Origin of the sequence: Bacteroides thetaiotaomicron VPI-5482, assembly GCF_000011065.1 — a bacterium.
GTDB classification, from domain to species: domain Bacteria; phylum Bacteroidota; class Bacteroidia; order Bacteroidales; family Bacteroidaceae; genus Bacteroides; species Bacteroides thetaiotaomicron.
In genome coordinates this window covers 4381440-4399319 of record NC_004663.1, presented here as the reverse complement: position 1 = coordinate 4399319, position 17880 = coordinate 4381440, and the positions used below count along the sequence as shown (strand labels likewise).

Genomic DNA, 17880 nt, shown 5'->3' with positions numbered 1-17880 from the left:
TTTTAAATTAAATCATAGAAAAATGGACGATTCAAACCCGCGAACGTGCACTTATAGTATTAATTAAAGCGATCAGAGTCATTGAAAACTGATGCCTCTGCTCGTGTAAACAAACGAAAGGAGGCAATAAGATGAGAACATATCTTTATTGTGAAGCTGGCTTTGTGGAAAAACCGCAATGGCTTCCTAACTGCTGGGTAAACGTAGTATGCCCGGACAACGATGACTTTGAGTTTCTGACTAAAACCCTGAACGTACCCGAATCATTTCTGAACGATATAGCCGATACAGACGAACGTCCGCGAACCGACACGGAAGGCAACTGGCTATTGACGATTCTGCGCATCCCGATGCAAAACGGTCAGAACGAAAGTCTTCCCTTCGGCACCGTACCCATCGGCATCATCACCAACAATGAAATCATTGTATCAGTCTGCTACCACAACACAGACCTGCTGCCGGACTTCATCGAACACACCCGCCGAAAGGGAATCGAAGTCCGCAACAAACTCGATCTGATTCTCCGGCTGATTTATTCGTCTGCCGTATGGTTTCTGAAATATCTGAAACAGATAAATCTGGATATCAGCGCCGCCGAAAAAGAACTGGAACGCAGTATCCGCAACGAAGACCTGCTCCGTCTGATGAGACTGCAGAAAACACTCGTTTACTTCAACACCTCCATCCGAGGAAATGAAGTAATGATCGGAAAGCTGCAAAGTATCTTTCAGGACACTGACTTTCTGGACAAGGAACTGGTAGAAGACGTGATTATCGAGTTGAAACAGGCATTTAATACCGTGAATATCTACAGCGATATCCTCACCGGAACGATGGACGCCTTTGCCTCTATCATCTCCAACAACGTGAATGCCATCATGAAACGCATGACCAGCCTTTCCATTACACTGATGATCCCGACATTGATAGCCAGTTTCTACGGAATGAATGTGGATATCCATCTGGAAGAGATGCCGTATGCCTTTGCACTGATTATCCTGTGCTCTGTCGTGCTGTCGACATTAGCGTTTATCGTATTCCGGAAAATCAAGTGGTTCTAATTCAAGCGACTGCCATTCAAGCAGTTCTAAATCTCCCTTTACGTCAGAGACATAAAAAAGCAGCCTGTCATTCTTAAGACCTGAATTCAAGGTCAGCGATGACAGGCTGCACACAATACGTTTTTTGTTCGATAGAGAATATTAAAAAGAGAATGTTTAAGAGAGAGAAATTATTTTATCCTTCTTTACTGGATTTCTTTCCGCCCAATGGCACAGAAATACCAACAAATCCATTTACTGTCTTTGTACTTTTTCCAAAGAACATATAGTCCGTACCGATAAACAAAGGCCCAAGTTTCACAGCCAAACCAAATGATTTACCAGCACTCTGAATCATAGAATAACTGATTGCCGCATTCAACCAACTTTTCGGACGAATATTAGCCGAAAGTGTAATTTCAGTCTGAGTTTTCGGCTTAGTGAAGCGGGTAGTGGAAAGAGCACCAATCGCCAACCATTTATCCAACAGTTCATACTCAGCACCAATTACTACTGTAGAATGAAGAGAAGTGGTACGAGACTCAACAACATCTTCTTTTTGCAGTTGGAGCATTTCGTAATTCAAAACATCCCCACCTTCCACACGATTCATAAAATCTTGGGCATCCCGCTGGAAATCCTCTAACCCTTCCGGAGTAAGTGCATAGTCTTTGCCATCATAATCCATACTTCCTTTAGCTGTTGCAACACTTGTACTCCCCTTTGACCACTTGATAAAACCCAAATCCAACACAGAAGCAGACACTGTCAAATTATCAAGAATCTTATAAGATGCCCCTAAATCGATGGCACCACCATAACCTGCAATGCCAAATCCGTTAAAATCAAAATCATCAATATAGTGTTTCCGAGGATCAGGATCACTCGTATTTTCCACCAAATCCATTCCTTTGAAAGAGCTCTCAAGACGCGCATTTACTTTCATTTTAGCATGATAATCACGAATCTGATTGACATCAGTAATATCGTTAATGTTTAGTGGCAAATTCGCATCTACATTCATTCCGTCTACCTTCAAATTCAAGTTACCCATACCAAGTAATACCTTAAATTTACCACCTACTGACAAGCGATCATTAATAGCGCGGGCATAACCAATACCAACTTCAGTATAAGCATTTATATTCAATTCTTCCTTTCCAATATCAAATTTTGAATTATTCCAACTGAAACCATCTTGATCAATATCGTGCAAGAAGCTAAACATGGACTTAGGTATCTGAGCACCTAAATCTACACGGGCACCTACATTAACCGACCAAAAGTTCTTTCCTTTATACCATCCGAAAGAGAGAATATCCGTATTGACATTGACATTCAACCGGTTATCATTAGACAAACGATTCATGAATTTCTGATTATTATAGAAACCATCACTATTATCAATAATATCTATAATATCTTGTGTACCCAAAGAATTTGAACTTGCCGATACATTCAACGAACCAATTGCCGGAATATTAAAATATCCGCTAGTCGGTGCCAAAGCCGGATTCAACTGCATACGATAATGAGTACCTTCCATAAAATATGAAGTACGTAAAAACTGCGCATTGGCAGGTAAAACAAAACCCATCATAAGAAGTAAAGCCCCCATGAACTTCTTAGATGCATAAAGTCTGCTTGTTGTCATGATTTTATCTTTTTTTAATTCTTGTTATCGAATGCAAATATATAGCATTTAAGTAACAAATAAAAGCACAAGTCAACACTTTTTTAGCATAAACCGAACATTTTCATGGCTATTTGGAGAAAATTCGTGCTTATTCTGCAAAAATATGTAGAAAGTGAAACAAAAGGAAATATCAGAAATTCAGGTTCAACTGCCCGTCACCAAGCAGATTGAAGGTCATTCGGTGGTAAGGGGTCGTTCCATGTTCGGCGATGGCGGCACGATGTTTTTTAGTCGGGTATCCTTTATTCTTATTCCAGTCATAAAACGGATATTCTTCGTGAAGACGATTCATATAATCATCTCTGTAGGTTTTAGCCAGTATAGAAGCGGCGGCTATCGAGAGGTATTTTCCGTCTCCTTTTATCACGGTAGTATGAGGAATGTCAGGATATTTATTGAAACGGTTTCCGTCGATCAGCAAATGCTGAGGACGGACAGAGAGCTGATCGACAGCCCGGTGCATCGCCAGAAAGGAGGCGCGGAGAATGTTTATCTCGTCTATCTCTTCGGGCGACACCACTCCTACCGCCCATGCCAGCGCTTCTTTCTCTATCACTTCACGAAGTGCGTAGCGTTGCTTCTCGGTCAGTTGCTTCGAATCATTCAGCAGCTCATTCTTGAAATCTTTAGGAAGAATGACGGCAGCGGCATACACTGATCCTGCCAGGCAACCGCGGCCGGCCTCATCGCAGCCGGCTTCTATCAGGTCTTTATTTAAATAAGGTAGTAGCATACTTATTCTTTTTTTCTTATTTGCCACAAAGATAAAGGAAATAAAAAAGGAGACCTCATTCAAAGTCCCCTTTTTCCGTCATTCATTCACACAAACAAGCAATTGTTCCCCAAATATATTCTACCGGTTCACAGCCTTGACGACCGGAACCATCACCCTACCATTCGTTTTACAGATTTTGTTCGTTGATAACATCAGCCTTTCCCCTTAGCCATTATGATAGATTTCTTCCATTTCCCCTTTATAACTTATAATATATCGTCTTGCAAAAGTATCTAAATAATAAGAGACGAGAAAATGGCTTTGAGCGAGTATTTGCATGAAATGCCCCGAAACAGGATCATCTGCCGGAAAAAAGTGATTAAGTGCGCAAAAAAGGTGTTTACCCGGTTCTATATAATCAGAAAGCGATAACCGGACTTATCTCCGGCTATCGCCCTCTTCAATAAACAAACCTTCTTTTAGTTAAAACAAACTCCAGGCGACGGTAAGCCCTGCCATCACAATGGCTACCATGCTCATAAGCTTGATTAAAATATTCAGACTCGGGCCGGAAGTATCCTTAAACGGGTCGCCCACAGTATCGCCTACTACGGTTGCCTTATGCACTTCACCGCCTTTGCCTCCAAAGTTCCCCTCTTCTACATATTTCTTCGCATTATCCCACGCACCGCCTGCATTGGCCATAAAGATAGCCAGCACAAAACCTGTGCTCAAACCGCCGATCAGCAGTCCCAGTACTCCGGTCACTCCGAAGATTAATCCGGTAGCGATAGGCGCAAGGATAGCAATCAGCGACGGAATCACCATTTCGCGCTGCGCACCCTTGGTTGAGATAGCCACACAACGTTCATAATCCGGCTCGGCTTCTCCTGTCAGAATGCCTTTGATCTCACGGAACTGACGACGCACCTCATCTACCATGTGTCCGGCTGCGCGGCCGACCGCATTCATCGTCAATCCACAGAACAAGAACGCCATCATCGAACCGAGGAACATACCGGAAAGAACTTTCGGATTCATCAGCGTCACGTCGTAATAGTTCATGAAATCGACAAAGGTAGCATTGGCGGTTGAGACAACATCGCCGTTCGGCATACTCAGGTCTACTGTCCCCAAACGGGTCAGACCGATACGGATTTCTTCGATATAGGATGCCAGCAAAGCCAGTCCGGTCAATGCAGCGGAACCGATAGCAAAACCTTTTCCGGTTGCCGCGGTTGTATTTCCCAAAGAGTCGAGCGCATCGGTACGCTTGCGGACTTCGGCACCCAGACCGGCCATTTCGGCATTACCGCCTGCATTATCAGCAATCGGGCCGTAAGCGTCCGTAGCCAGTGTGATTCCTAATGTGGACAGCATACCGACAGCGGCAATACCGATACCGTAGAGTCCCATACCCACGTTGGAAAAATCGAAACCGGAAGCAAGCAGGAAGGAGGCAATGATACCCACCACTACCGCAATCACGGGAATAGCCGTAGAAAGCATACCCAGACCGATACCGGAGATAATGACGGTGGCAGGTCCAGTCTTTCCGCTTTCACTCAGTTTCTGAGTAGGGCGATACGACTGGGAAGTATAATATTCGGTAGAACGTCCGATCACAATGCCGACCAACAGGCCGACTACGACAGCGCATGAAATCCAAATCCAGTTGTCCAACTGTAAGAGCCACAGGATTAAGAAGGTAGCAGCCACAATCAGCACGGAACTCAGGTTTGTTCCGAATGCCAGCGAGCCGAGCAAATCTTTCACCGTCGCATTTTCTTTGGTGCGCACGGAGAAGATGCCGATAATGGAAAGCAGAATACCTACCGCAGCAATCAGCATCGGGGCAATAACTGCTTTGAACTGCATGACCGTATCTGCCGAATGTATAAAGGCGGCAGCACCCAATGCGGCAGTCGCCAGGATAGAACCGCAATAAGATTCGTACAAGTCGGCTCCCATACCTGCCACGTCGCCTACGTTATCGCCTACATTATCGGCAATGGTGGCAGGGTTTCGCGGATCGTCTTCGGGAATTCCGGCTTCTACCTTACCCACAAGGTCGGCGCCTACGTCGGCAGCTTTTGTATATATACCGCCACCTACACGGGCAAAGAGCGCCTGTGTGGAAGCTCCCATACCGAACGTCAGCATCGTGGTAGTGATTACGCAAAGTTTATGAGTCGGTGTCAGTGCGTCGGCGGGAATCACCGCGTTCAGCAACAGATACCAGAAAGATATATCGAGCAACCCCAGTCCGACTACAACGAGTCCCATTACCGCACCACTGCGGAAAGCGATTCTCAGTCCGGAGTTCAATGAATTGCGTGCCGCATTCGCCGTACGTGCCGAAGCATAGGTTGCCGTCTTCATACCCAGGAAACCGGAAAGACCGGAGAAGAAACCACCCGTCAGGAAAGCTATGGGAACCCACACATTCTGAACATGAAAGCCATAAGCCATAATTGAAAACAAAATAACCAGCCCAAGGAAAACACAACCTACAATCTTGTACTGTTGTTTCAGATAAGACATAGCTCCCTTGCGTACCGCAGCGGCTATTTTTATCATTTGGGGAGTACCTTCACTCTCTTTCATCATCTGCTTATGGAAGTAATAAGCAAAACAGAGGGCTAACACTGAAGCGACCGGAACCAGCCAGAAAAGAATGCTATCCATAGAATTAATTATTAAAGGGTTTTATGGAGGCTAAAAGTATGGAAATCAAACGAAAAAAGCAAGCAAAAGAGAAAAAAAATCCAACTTGCCGATTGATGCGATAACTCTCAATGAAACGAAGGTAAAACAAGTAAAAAAGTCTTTTGAGAATCCTGCAAAAGAGCATCAGGCCAATAGCTCGTTAGTTAATTTTTAGTCTTATTACGTTAATCGTTAACAAACCCGTTATTTCTATTAAACCATGTTATAAAGCGCCTCACTTTGCCCCGAAAATTTGGAGATAGCCGAAAAGTCCCTATCTTTGTAGTGTGTTTTTCATAGTATTAGATTTAAGGTTAACAAAAGATTGGCTGTCTGGGATAGATAGCCTTTTTTTATGCCCGCAAACTAACTATTGCCTGTTAAACTACAGGGATTGGATGCCAAGAAAATGTATAAGGTAAAAGAAATCAATCTGATGCCGAATAGTAAATCCAGCCTGGCTGCCAACGAAAAGACTTATTCCAGTGATTATCTGATGAAAGTGGGCATAGATGCTTTCACCACTAATCAAGCCTTTAGCCGCGTGATTGAGCTTACGGCAGATAACTTCCTACTGCCTTACTCATGCCAAGCCTTTGGCACGCTTGTGCCAAGGGCTTGGCATAGCAGTGCCAACGCAGTGGCACAACTGTGCCAAAGGCATGGCACAAACATTAAGAACAAAAGGGGAAACACCGTTCGTGGTGAATCCCCTTTCTCATACAATAAAACAATCAACTAATCTTCAATCGTTACAGCAGTTCCGTTGGCAGTTACCATCAGCATACTACCGCTGCCTCCTACTGTTTCATAATCCAGATCGACACCGATCACTGCATTGGCTCCTAACTTTGCTGCCTGTGCCTGCATCTCCTGCAAAGCTGTATCTTTTGCCATACGTAGTACTTCTTCATATGCACCGGAACGACCTCCTACAATATCCCGAATACTTGCAAACAAGTCACGGAATACATTGGCACCAATGATTGTCTCTCCGGAAACAATTCCGTAGTACTTTACTATTCGTTTTCCCTCAATGATGGGAGTTGTAGTCACTAACATGATCTTTTTCTTCTTTTTTAGTTGTTTACTATCCTATTAGACGCAGGATACCCCCAAAAGGTTGCAATGTCACCCTAAAAAAATTGCGGCTATACCGCAAGAATATGCGATATAGCCGCCAATTAGAGTTAAAGAGAGAGAGAATTTATAGAAAGCGCGGTCTCACGACCAACTTAATATACCTAAAATGATTTTTATTCTTTCTTATTAGACGCAGGAAACTTCAAATCACTGCACTTCAAAGAGATTTTTTTAGTTAAAGAATAAAAAAAATCGCTATTCTTGCAGGAATAGCGATTAATATCTTTAGAACATCTGGCTGACGCGTTCGATCCCAGCCACTAATGCGTCCACTTCCGATCGTGTATTGTACATGGCAAATGATGCACGTACCGTACCTTCGATTCCGAGCCGCTGCATCAACGGTTGCGCACAATGGTGCCCCGTGCGGACAGCGATACCTAAACGGTCTAACAATGTTCCCAAATCGAAATGGTGAATATCTCCCACCAGAAATGAAATCACCGCTCCCCGATCTGCCGCCTCACCGAAAATACGCATATTGGGTATTTCCTTCAATCGCTTCAGCGCATACGTCGTCAGCTCGTGTTCATGAGCGGCGATTGGATCGAGTCCAATACCATTAACATAGTCAAGGGCTTTTGCCAGTCCGGTAGTACCGATGTAGTCCGGCGTACCGGCTTCAAACTTGAAAGGCAGTTCGTTGAAGGTAGTCTTTTCAAAAGAGACGTGCTGAATCATTTCTCCTCCTCCTTGATAAGGGGGCATACGATCCAGCCATTCTTCCTTTCCATAAAGCACACCGACGCCTGTCGGCCCATAAACCTTATGTGCGGAGAACACCAGAAAATCGGCATCCAAGTCTTGCACATCCACCTTCATATGGGGGATAGACTGTGCAGCATCCACTAGAAAAGGTACTCCATGCGCATGAGCCGTCGCAATCATTTCCTTGACAGGATTTACGGTTCCCAATACGTTCGACACCTGAACTACACTGACTATCTTTGTACGCTCGGTGAATAACTTTTCATATTCATCCAGCAACAGTTCGCCCTTGTCATTCATCGGAATGACCTTGATGGCAATTCCTTTGCGGGCAGCCAGAAGTTGCCAGGGAACGATATTACTGTGATGCTCCATCACTGAAAGGATCACCTCATCGCCTTCCTGCATAAACTCATCTCCAAAGCTGGAAACAAGCAAATTGATACTTTCCGTCGTACCCCGTGTAAAGACGACCTCATTCGTGCTGCCGGCATTGATAAACTGCCGTACCGTTTCGCGGGAAGCTTCATGCAGTTCCGTTGCCTGCTGGGAAAGGTAATGTACTCCGCGATGCACATTCGCATTCACAGAGTAATACTCATCTACCAGCGCATCCACCACCAGACGAGGTTTCTGAGTCGTCGCACCGTTATCGAAATAAACCAATGGTTTACCATACACCGTACGGCTCAATATCGGAAAGTCTTCACGTATCTTTTGAATATCCATTTTACTTATTCATCATTTACATATTGCACATCCCTGGCACTTGTTCAATTCGCCACGGAAGCGTTTTTCTACCAACAGGTGCAGACGGTCTTTCAATGCATCCAGACGAATCGTATCGATGACTTCATTGACGAATGCAAACATCAGAAGCAAGCGTGCTTCTTTCTCCGCTATTCCGCGTGCACGCATATAGAACAAAGCATTCTCGTCCAACTGGCCCACAGTTGCTCCGTGAGAGCATTTCACATCGTCCGCATAGATTTCAAGCTGCGGCTGCGTGTACATACGCGCATCGCGTGTGGCACAAAGGTTGCGGTTGGTCTGTTGAGAATTTGTATGCTGGGCATCAGGACGTACCAATACCAGTCCGGCAAAAGCACCGGTCGACTGGTCATCAAGCACGTACTTGAATAATTCATTACTGGTACAATTCGGTACTGCATGATCAATGGAGGTATTATTATCCACATGCTGGTTTTTATCAGCGATTGCCATACCGCAAAGATTAATCTCAGCCCCTTCGCCGGCTAGCAGAACTTCTGTTGTATTACGGGTAGTTCCGTTGTGCAGCGTCATGCCATTCAGCAAAACATTGCTGTTTGCTTCCTGCTTCACGTACAGGTTACTGATACGAACCGTACTTGTATGTGTTTCTTCAAGCTCATACATATCGAATACCGCATTCTCTCCGGCAAATACTTCGATCACCTGTGTTGCAAGGAAGTTCACATTATCCATCGCATGATCACAGATCAACAGGCGTGCCTGCGCTCCATCTTCCAGGATGATCAGCACGCGACGGTTCACCATGAAGTTGACATCTGCACGAAGGATATTCACCAGTTGGATAGGCTTCTCTACGATTACGTTCTTCGGAACATAGAAGATGACTCCATCCTGTGCAAAAGCTGTATTAAAAGCTGTTATGCCATCCTTGGAGGTATCAGCCAGCTTACCGTAGTACTTCTTCACCAGTTCGGGATGTTCCGCAGCGACTTCTTTGAGGCTGCCGAAGATGACGCCTTCCGGCAAATGAGTTTTAGGAAGCGCTTTATTATAAAATGCGTCGTTTACCACAAAATACAAGGCTGTGCTCATATTCGGGACATCGCACTTAAACACTTCGTACGGATTGACCGGAATCTGAAGACGGTTAAGGTTCAGGCCGTAATCAGGCTCGAAATACTTACTTATATCCGTGTATTTATACTTCTCCATCTTACGGGTCGGGAATCCGAGACGCTCAAAATCAGCAAAAGCAGCCGCACGGGGTGCATTCAGCACTTCCGCACTATGCTTGCAGATCATGGCTTCCGTCTGAGAGAAGAGATCTATGTATTGTTGTTCTACATTCATCGTTATTCTCCTACTTCTTTCTTAATCCAATCGTATCCCTTTTCTTCCAGTTCCAAGGCTAGTTCCGGCCCGGCAGTTTTCACAATACGACCTTTATAGAGTACGTGCACTATATCCGGTTTGATATAATCGAGCAGACGCTGATAGTGAGTGATGACGATCGTACTTGTTTCGGGAGTCTTGAGCTTATTCACGCCTTCCGCTACAATACGAAGGGCATCAATATCCAGACCGGAGTCTGTCTCGTCAAGAATGCTCAGACGCGGCTCCAGCATTGCCATCTGGAAGATCTCGTTACGCTTCTTCTCACCACCGGAGAAACCTTCATTCACCGAACGATTGGCAAGTTTATTGTCCAGTTCGACTACGGCACGCTTCTCACGCATCAGTTTCAGAAATTCGCTGGCAGTCAACGCAGGCAGACCTTTATACTTGCGCTGTTCATTGACAGCCGCCCTCATGAAGTTCACCATGCTTACTCCGGGGATTTCTACCGGATACTGGAAACTAAGGAAAATACCTTCATGACTACGGTCTTCCGGACTCAACTCCAGCAGATTCTTGCCATAGAAAGTGACCGAACCTTTTGTCACCTCAAAAGCAGGATTTCCCACCAGAACAGAAGAAAGCGTACTCTTTCCGGAACCGTTCGGCCCCATTATCGCATGTACTTCGCCCGGTTTCACCGTCAGGTTAATACCTTTCAATATCTCTTTGCCATTAATGCTGGCATGCAGGTCTTTTATCTCTAACATAAGCTTATTTATTTTTTATCCCACGCTTCCTTCCAACGAAATAGTAAGCAACTTCTGTGCTTCCACTGCAAACTCCATCGGAAGTTTATTTAATACTTCTTTCGCATATCCGTTAACAATCAGCCCGATAGCATCCTCCGTCGGGATACCCCGCTGATTGCAATAGAATATCTGATCTTCGCTGATCTTGCTGGTAGTCGCCTCATGCTCCACCACAGCCGTCTCATTATGGATATCCATATACGGGAAAGTATGCGCACCACATTTGTCGCCCAGCAGCAAAGAGTCACACTGGCTGTAATTTCGTGCATTATCGGCTTTTTCAGCTACACGTACCAGTCCGCGATAAGAGTTCTCGCTATGTCCGGCAGAGATACCTTTGCTGACAATCGTGCTGCGGGTATTCTTTCCCAGATGAATCATTTTTGTTCCGGTATCTGCCTGCTGATAATTATTTGTCACAGCTACAGAATAAAACTCAGCCGTCGAATTATCGCCTGTCAATATGCAGGAAGGGTACTTCCACGTGATAGCCGAACCGGTTTCCACCTGTGTCCAGGACAGTTTGCTGTCCACCCCTTTGCAGTTGCCGCGTTTCGTCACAAAGTTGTAGACTCCACCTTTACCTTCGGCATCACCCGGATACCAGTTCTGAACCGTACTGTATTTCACTTCTGCACGATCATGTACCACAATCTCCACGATAGCCGCATGCAACTGATTTTCATCACGCATCGGTGCGGTACATCCCTCCAGATAAGATACATACGAATCGTCGTCCGCCACAATCAGCGTACGTTCAAACTGTCCCGTATTACGGGCATTGATACGGAAATAGGTAGAAAGCTCCATCGGGCAGCGTACTCCCTTCGGTATGTAAACGAAAGAACCGTCAGAGAACACGGCCGAGTTCAAAGCAGCAAAGAAGTTATCCCGATAGCCTACTACCGAGCCCATATACTTCTTCACAAGGTCCGGATGTTCCCGTACCGCTTCACTAAAAGAGCAGAATATAATGCCTTTCTCCATCAGTGTCTCTTTGAAAGTAGTCTTTACAGATACCGAGTCCATCACTGCATCCACAGCCATTCCGCTCAATGCCATCTGTTCTTCCAAAGGAATCCCCAGTTTATTGAATGTCTTTATCAGTTCCGGATCTACTTCATCCATACTCTTCGGTCCTTCTTTCTTCTTCGTCGGATCGGCATAGTACGAAATTGCCTGATAATCAATCTCCGGAATACGGAGATGTGCCCAAGTCGGCATTTCCAGCGTCAGCCAATGGCGATACGCTTTCAGTCGGAACTCCAGCAGCCATTCGGGTTCATCTTTTTTCGATGAAATCAGACGAACTACATCTTCGTTGAGTCCACGCTCAATAACATCGGTGTGTACTTCCGTGGTGAAGCCATATTTATACTTCTCCTGCGTCAGTTCCTTTACATATTTATTGGGTTCTTCTTGTTGCATCTTTATTATCTAATATATATTGTTGCGTTATATTCTTAGCAGCAGGGAAAAAGATTCCCGCAAACGTTTCCATAGGATAATATAACAATGATTCGCTCTTTTTTGTTGCACTAATTAACTTATTATCGCTATCGATAAACTCTATCACACAGATCACAAGGCTCGTTAACAACAGAAATTTGAGTGCTCCCAATCCACTCCCCAGCCAACGGTTCAGCCACCCCAGTGAAATAGCTTCCATCGCTTTCGTCAGCAAGGACGCCACTAACGTGAATATCAGCGGAACAGCGATCCAGATGACAATAAAAGCCAATACCTGTGCAACCGTCATCGAGTCTGTCACAGCCGGACAAAGCTTCTCCGCCAACGTTGCATACAAAGCCTTTGCTGCCAGCAAACCGACGACCAATCCCAGAATAGAAGCCAGCTGACGGATAAAGCCTTTCATAAAGCCCGCCACCACACCGGCACCTATTATAATAAGGATAATTATATCAATCGTTGTCATTATCTCTTTTTAAAAGAAAAAGGAGGCACGGAGTTGTAAATCCACTCTGTGCCTCCGTATATTCTCGATTCAGTACAATTTATAACGTCTGTTTCACTTCTATTTCTTCGAATGTCTCGATCATATCGCCTACCTTCATGTCGTTGCAGTTCACCAGACTGATACCGCACTCGAAGTTTGTACCTACTTCCTTCACGTCGTCCTTGAAGCGTTTCAGTGCATTGATGTTTCCGGTGAAGATAACGATACCATCGCGGATCAGACGAGCCTTGTCGCTTCGTTTCACCTTTCCGGTCTTCACTACCGCACCAGCCACAAGTCCCACTTTCGTGATATTGAACACTTCGCGGATTTCGATCGTAGCCGTAATCTGTTCTTTCAGTTCCGGAGCTAACATACCTTCCATAGCGGCCTTCACCTCCTCGATTGCATCGTAGATGACGGAGTACTTACGGATATCGACACCTTCCTGTTCCGCCATCTTAGCGGCAGCACCCGAAGGACGTACCTGGAATCCGACGATAATCGCATCCGAAGCAGCAGCCAGTGATACATCCGATTCGGAGATAGCACCCACGCCTTTATGGATCACATTTACCTGGATCTGTTCAGTAGACAACTTGATCAACGAGTCGCTCAATGCTTCTACAGAACCGTCCACGTCACCTTTGACGATGATGTTCAATTCCTGGAAGTTACCCAAAGCAATACGACGGCCAAGTTCGTCCAAAGTCAGGATCTTCTGTGTACGCAAGCCTTGTTCACGAGCCAGCTGTTCACGTTTATTCGTGATTTCACGGGCTTCCTGATCACTTTCAACTACATGGAACGTATCACCTGCAGCAGGAGCACCGTTCAGTCCCAGAATCAATGCCGGTTCGGCTGGTCCCGCTTCTTTCACGCGCTGATTACGTTCGTTGAACATGGCTTTCACACGTCCGTAGCTGGTTCCTGCCAATACAATATCTCCTACTTTCAAAGTACCATTCGATACCAGCACCGTAGCTACATAACCACGTCCCTTATCCAATGAAGATTCAATGATGGACCCTGTCGCATTACGGTTCGGATTTGCCTTCAAATCAAGCATTTCAGCTTCCAGCAATACTTTTTCCATCAAATCTTCCACACCCATACCTTTCTTGGCAGAGATATCTTGTGACTGGTATTTACCACCCCATTCTTCCACGAGATAGTTCATTGCAGCCAGTTCTTCTTTAATCTTGTCCGGATTAGCAGTCGGCTTATCTACCTTATTGATTGCAAATACAATAGGTACACCTGCTGCCATCGCATGATTGATCGCTTCCTTCGTCTGCGGCATCACGTTATCATCGGCTGCCACAATAATGATCGCAATATCCGTTACTTTCGCACCACGGGCACGCATAGCAGTAAACGCCTCATGACCCGGAGTATCCAGGAACGTAATACGGCGTCCGTCTTCCAACTGTACGTTGTAAGCACCGATGTGCTGTGTAATACCTCCGGCTTCACCGGCAATTACATTCGCCTTACGGATGTAGTCAAGCAAGGATGTCTTACCGTGGTCAACGTGTCCCATCACCGTTACGATTGGAGCACGTGGCTGCAAATCTTCCGGAGCATCTTCTTCTTCCACGATAGCCTGTGCCACTTCCGCACTTACATATTCGGTCTTGAAACCAAACTCTTCGGCTACCAGATTAATTGTTTCCGCATCCAGACGCTGGTTGATGGAAACCATCATACCGATACTCATACAAGTTGCAATAACCTGATTGACTGATACGTCCATCATCGTTGCCAACTCGTTAGCCGTTACGAACTCAGTCAGCTTCAGTACCTTGCTTTCTGCCATTTCCTGATCTTCCAGTTCCTGCATACGGTTGGAAGCCATTTCACGTTTTTCCTTGCGGTACTTAGAAGTCTTGTTCTTACCCTTGGTTGTCAGACGTGCCAAAGTTTCTTTTACCTGCTTTGCTACATCTTCTTCGCTAACCTCCTGCTTGATAACCGGCTTCTTGAAGCGATCCTTATTATTATTCTTCTTGTTGTTGTTATTATTATTGCCCTGTCCCTGGCCTTGACCCTGAGGACGGGGATGGTTGCCACCACCTTTACCGGTCTGAGTATTGGGTCTCGGAGCAGCAAAGTTGGAAGTTGCCACATTGTTGACATCCACCTTCTCTTTGTTGATACGATTCCGTTTCTTTCTGGCAGCATCGGCATTATTATCTTTTACGCCCGGTTTTGCCTGTTTACTGTCCTCTTTACGGATTTCCTTGATGATAGCTTCCTTCATCAGTTTCTTCTGATCCTGACGAACTTTTTCTTTTTCTTCGCGTTCACGGCGTTTTTCTTCCTTCGATTTCTTCTTAGGACGGGTAGACTGATTCAATGCAGCCAGGTCAATCTGACCGATGACATTGATCTTCGCTCCCAGTTCCGGTTGACGGATTTTAAACACCTCATTTTCTTTCGACGCATTTTCTTCAGTCGGAGTTGTCACTGTTGCAGTTACTTCTGCCGTTCTTTCTACTTTACGTTCTTCTGCCTTCACAGGTGCAGTTTCTACCACCTTCGGCTCTTCTTTCTTTACTTCTTCCACTACTACTTTCTCAACTTCTACCGGTTTTGTCTCCACTGCAGGTTTCGGCGCTACTACTGGCTGTTCTACTGGTGCAGGTTTCGGTGCAATTACTTCCACCTTTTCCACTTTCGGCTCTTCCTTTTTCACTTCGGATTCAACCACTGGTTTCTCAACGACTGTTTTTTCAGCAACGGGTTGCTCTACCACAGGTTGTTCTACTACAGGTTCTACTTTCTTTTCCGGCGCTTTTTCTACTTTATCTGTTCTCCGACCGCTGAATTTATCCAAATCTATTTTTCCGACAGGTTTAAACTTAGGACGTGCATCCTCCGGTACGACTGTCTTAATCACATCTTCCGACTTCGGTTTCTCCTGCTGCTTCTCGAAGCCCTCGATAGATACCGATGCCTTATTACGTTCCTTATTCTGACGTTCCTGGATGAAACGCTCCGATTCAAGTCTAAGGTTCTTGTCTGTACTAAACTCTTTAACGAGCACAGCGTACTGCTCCTCACTAATTTTGGTATTAGGATTAGCCTCAACGGTATACCCTTTCTTTTGCAGGAACTCAACTACCGTCGCGATTCCTACATTCAAATCTCTTGTAACTTTGTTTAACCTTATCGTCATATTTAAAATTTAATGAATAAATGGAGCGAAGAAAATTCAATCGTAATGCATATTACTCTTGTGTTGGTTCAGCTTCAGGTTCCGCCTCTGTCTCAGGCTCCATCTCTGCTGCCGGTTCTTCTTCAAACTCCGATTTCAAAATACGTATTACCTCGTCCACTGTCTCTTCTTCCAGGTCCGTCTTTTCAATCAACATCTCGCGAGGCGCATTCAACACAGCCTTCGCAGTATCGATACCGATAGCCTTGATTGCATCGATCACCCATCCGTCGATTTCATCTCTGAACTCGTCGAGATAGATATCCTCGTCAGCCACATTCTCATCCAATTCACGGAACACGTCGATAGTGTACTCAGTCAACATACTGGCCAGTTTGATATTCAAACCGCCTTTACCAATAGCAAGCGATACCTCTTCCGGTTTAAGGAATACCTCAGCCTTTTTCTCTTCCTCATTCAGACGGATAGAAGAAATCTTAGCCGGGCTCAAGGCACGCTGGATAAACAATGAAATGTTCGATGTGTAATTGATCACGTCGATATTTTCATTGCGTAATTCACGAACAATCCCATGAATACGACTCCCCTTTACACCTACGCAGGCGCCTACGGGATCGATTCTGTCATCATAAGATTCCACTGCGATCTTGGCACGTTCGCCAGGGATACGGGCAATCTTTTTAATGGTAATCAAACCATCATTGATTTCAGGCACTTCCATTTCGAACAGACGTTGCAGGAAAACGGGAGAAGTACGTGACAAAATAATCTTCGGATTATTGTTCTTGTTGTCTACGCGGGCAACCACTGCACGGGCTGTTTCACCTTTACGATAAAAGTCGCTCGGGATCTGTTCAGTCTTAGGCAACAGCAGTTCGTTTCCTTCATCGTCCAGAAGCAACATTTCCTTTTTCCAGATCTGGTATACTTCCGCGTTGATGATTGTACCTACTTTATCAATATATTTATTATAAATACTGTCCTTTTCAAGTTCCAGAATCTTTGAAGCCAGTGTCTGACGGAGATTCAGGATAGCACGACGTCCGAACTTGGCAAAGATCACCTCATCAGTCACTTCTTCGCCTTCTTCGTATGAAGCATCGATTTTCTGTGCTTCCGTCAGCGAAATCTGCATATTGGGGTTTGTCAAATCTTCATCGGCCACAACTTCACGGTTACGCCATATCTCGAAGTCACCCTTGTCCGGGTTCACGATCACGTCGTAATTCTCATCGGTGCCAAACATTTTCGCGATTACGCTACGGAACGACTCTTCAAGTACGCTAACCATCGTCGTTCTATCGATATTCTTCAGTTCCTTAAATTCCGAAAATGTATCAATCAAGCTGATTGTTTCTTCTTTTTTGGCCATAACTATTTAAAGCTAATTAAGTATTTAGTATATTTTATTTGCTCATAAGTGAAGGTTTCGTCCTCTTCGATCAACTTCGGACGCTTGGAACCTTCGAGTTTTACCTTCTTCTGTACGCCTACTGTAAACTTCTCTTCATCGGCATCTTTCAGGATACCTGCCAGTTTACGTCCGTCTCTGGTCACTACTTCCACCTCTTGTCCGATGTGGATGTAATACTGTTGCAGCACTTTAAAGGGTTGTCCGATACCGGCAGAGCCCACTTCCAGTTCATAATCTTCCTCTTCACGGTTCAGTTTCGACTCGATAAAGCGGCTAAGCTCTACGCAGTCTTCAATCCAAACTCCTTCTGCGTGGTCTATTTCGACCACGATCTTGTCATCCGGGCTCACGGTCACCTCTACCAGAAAGTAGTCTTTTCCTTCCAGCCACTCTTCAACAATCTGACAAACAGTTTTCTTTTCTATCATTTATTAA

General features: G+C 45.1%; 13 protein-coding genes and 1 pseudogene. 2 read left to right on the top strand and 12 right to left on the bottom strand.

The window, feature by feature from the left end; all coding sequences use genetic code 11:
• Positions 1-131 precede the first annotated feature (131 nt).
• Entirely contained in the window at positions 132-1061 is a 930-nt protein-coding gene (locus BT_RS17285; RefSeq protein ID WP_008763680.1) for a magnesium transporter CorA family protein, read from the top strand.
• Positions 1062-1236: 175 nt separating this feature from the next.
• On the opposite strand, the gene BT_RS17280 is transcribed toward BT_RS17285, so the two are convergent.
• The 3 genes from BT_RS17280 to BT_RS17270 all read right to left on the bottom strand — a co-directional run bounded on the left by BT_RS17280 (position 1237) and on the right by BT_RS17270 (position 6139).
• Entirely contained in the window at positions 1237-2694 is a 1458-nt protein-coding gene (locus BT_RS17280) for a DUF5723 family protein (protein WP_008767614.1), read from the bottom strand.
• A 172-nt stretch (positions 2695-2866) separates the two neighbouring features.
• A complete protein-coding gene (locus tag BT_RS17275) occupies positions 2867-3469 on the bottom strand; it encodes a ribonuclease HII (protein ID WP_008763678.1) in 603 nt (200 codons plus the stop codon).
• A 465-nt stretch (positions 3470-3934) separates the two neighbouring features.
• Entirely contained in the window at positions 3935-6139 is a 2205-nt protein-coding gene (locus BT_RS17270; RefSeq protein WP_008767612.1) for a sodium-translocating pyrophosphatase, read from the bottom strand.
• A 391-nt stretch (positions 6140-6530) separates the two neighbouring features.
• Here BT_RS17270 and BT_RS24720 point away from each other — a divergent pair.
• Positions 6531-6725 (top strand): annotated as a pseudogene (locus BT_RS24720) (GH36 C-terminal domain-containing protein); the annotation flags it as partial.
• Between the two features lie 173 nt (positions 6726-6898).
• On the opposite strand, the gene BT_RS17260 reads toward BT_RS24720, so the two are convergent.
• The 9 genes from BT_RS17260 to rimP all read right to left on the bottom strand — a co-directional run bounded on the left by BT_RS17260 (position 6899) and on the right by rimP (position 17873).
• The gene (locus BT_RS17260) at positions 6899-7222 is read right to left on the bottom strand and encodes a heavy metal-binding domain-containing protein (RefSeq protein WP_008767610.1); all 324 of its coding nucleotides are present in this window, start codon (positions 7220-7222) and stop codon (positions 6899-6901) included.
• Positions 7223-7528: 306 nt separating this feature from the next.
• Positions 7529-8740 carry a cysteine desulfurase gene (locus tag BT_RS17255; RefSeq protein ID WP_008767609.1) on the bottom strand — a complete coding sequence of 404 codons (1212 nt, stop codon included), beginning with the start codon at positions 8738-8740 and terminating at the stop codon, positions 7529-7531.
• Between the two features lie 12 nt (positions 8741-8752).
• Positions 8753-10096 carry a Fe-S cluster assembly protein SufD gene (gene sufD, locus BT_RS17250; protein ID WP_008767608.1) on the bottom strand — a complete coding sequence of 448 codons (1344 nt, stop codon included), beginning with the start codon at positions 10094-10096 and terminating at the stop codon, positions 8753-8755.
• A gap of 2 nt (positions 10097-10098) precedes the next feature.
• Positions 10099-10851, bottom strand: coding sequence for a Fe-S cluster assembly ATPase SufC (gene sufC / locus BT_RS17245; protein ID WP_008763669.1), 753 nt, complete (start codon positions 10849-10851; stop codon positions 10099-10101).
• A gap of 15 nt (positions 10852-10866) precedes the next feature.
• On the bottom strand, positions 10867-12321 hold the full coding sequence (gene sufB, locus BT_RS17240; RefSeq protein ID WP_008767607.1) for a Fe-S cluster assembly protein SufB: 1455 nt from the start codon (positions 12319-12321) through the stop codon (positions 10867-10869).
• Entirely contained in the window at positions 12299-12829 is a 531-nt protein-coding gene (locus BT_RS17235; RefSeq protein ID WP_008767606.1) for a CvpA family protein, read from the bottom strand. Before BT_RS17235 ends, sufB begins: the two co-directional genes overlap by 23 nt.
• A gap of 79 nt (positions 12830-12908) precedes the next feature.
• Positions 12909-16031, bottom strand: coding sequence for a translation initiation factor IF-2 (gene infB, locus BT_RS17230; protein WP_011108813.1), 3123 nt, complete (start codon positions 16029-16031; stop codon positions 12909-12911).
• 52 nt (positions 16032-16083) lie between these two features.
• Positions 16084-17403, bottom strand: a complete 1320-nt coding sequence (gene nusA, locus BT_RS17225; RefSeq protein WP_008763665.1) for a transcription termination factor NusA — start codon at positions 17401-17403, stop codon at positions 16084-16086.
• Between the two features lie 2 nt (positions 17404-17405).
• On the bottom strand, positions 17406-17873 hold the full coding sequence (gene rimP, locus BT_RS17220; RefSeq protein WP_008767604.1) for a ribosome assembly cofactor RimP: 468 nt from the start codon (positions 17871-17873) through the stop codon (positions 17406-17408).
• Positions 17874-17880: the final 7 nt, after the last annotated feature.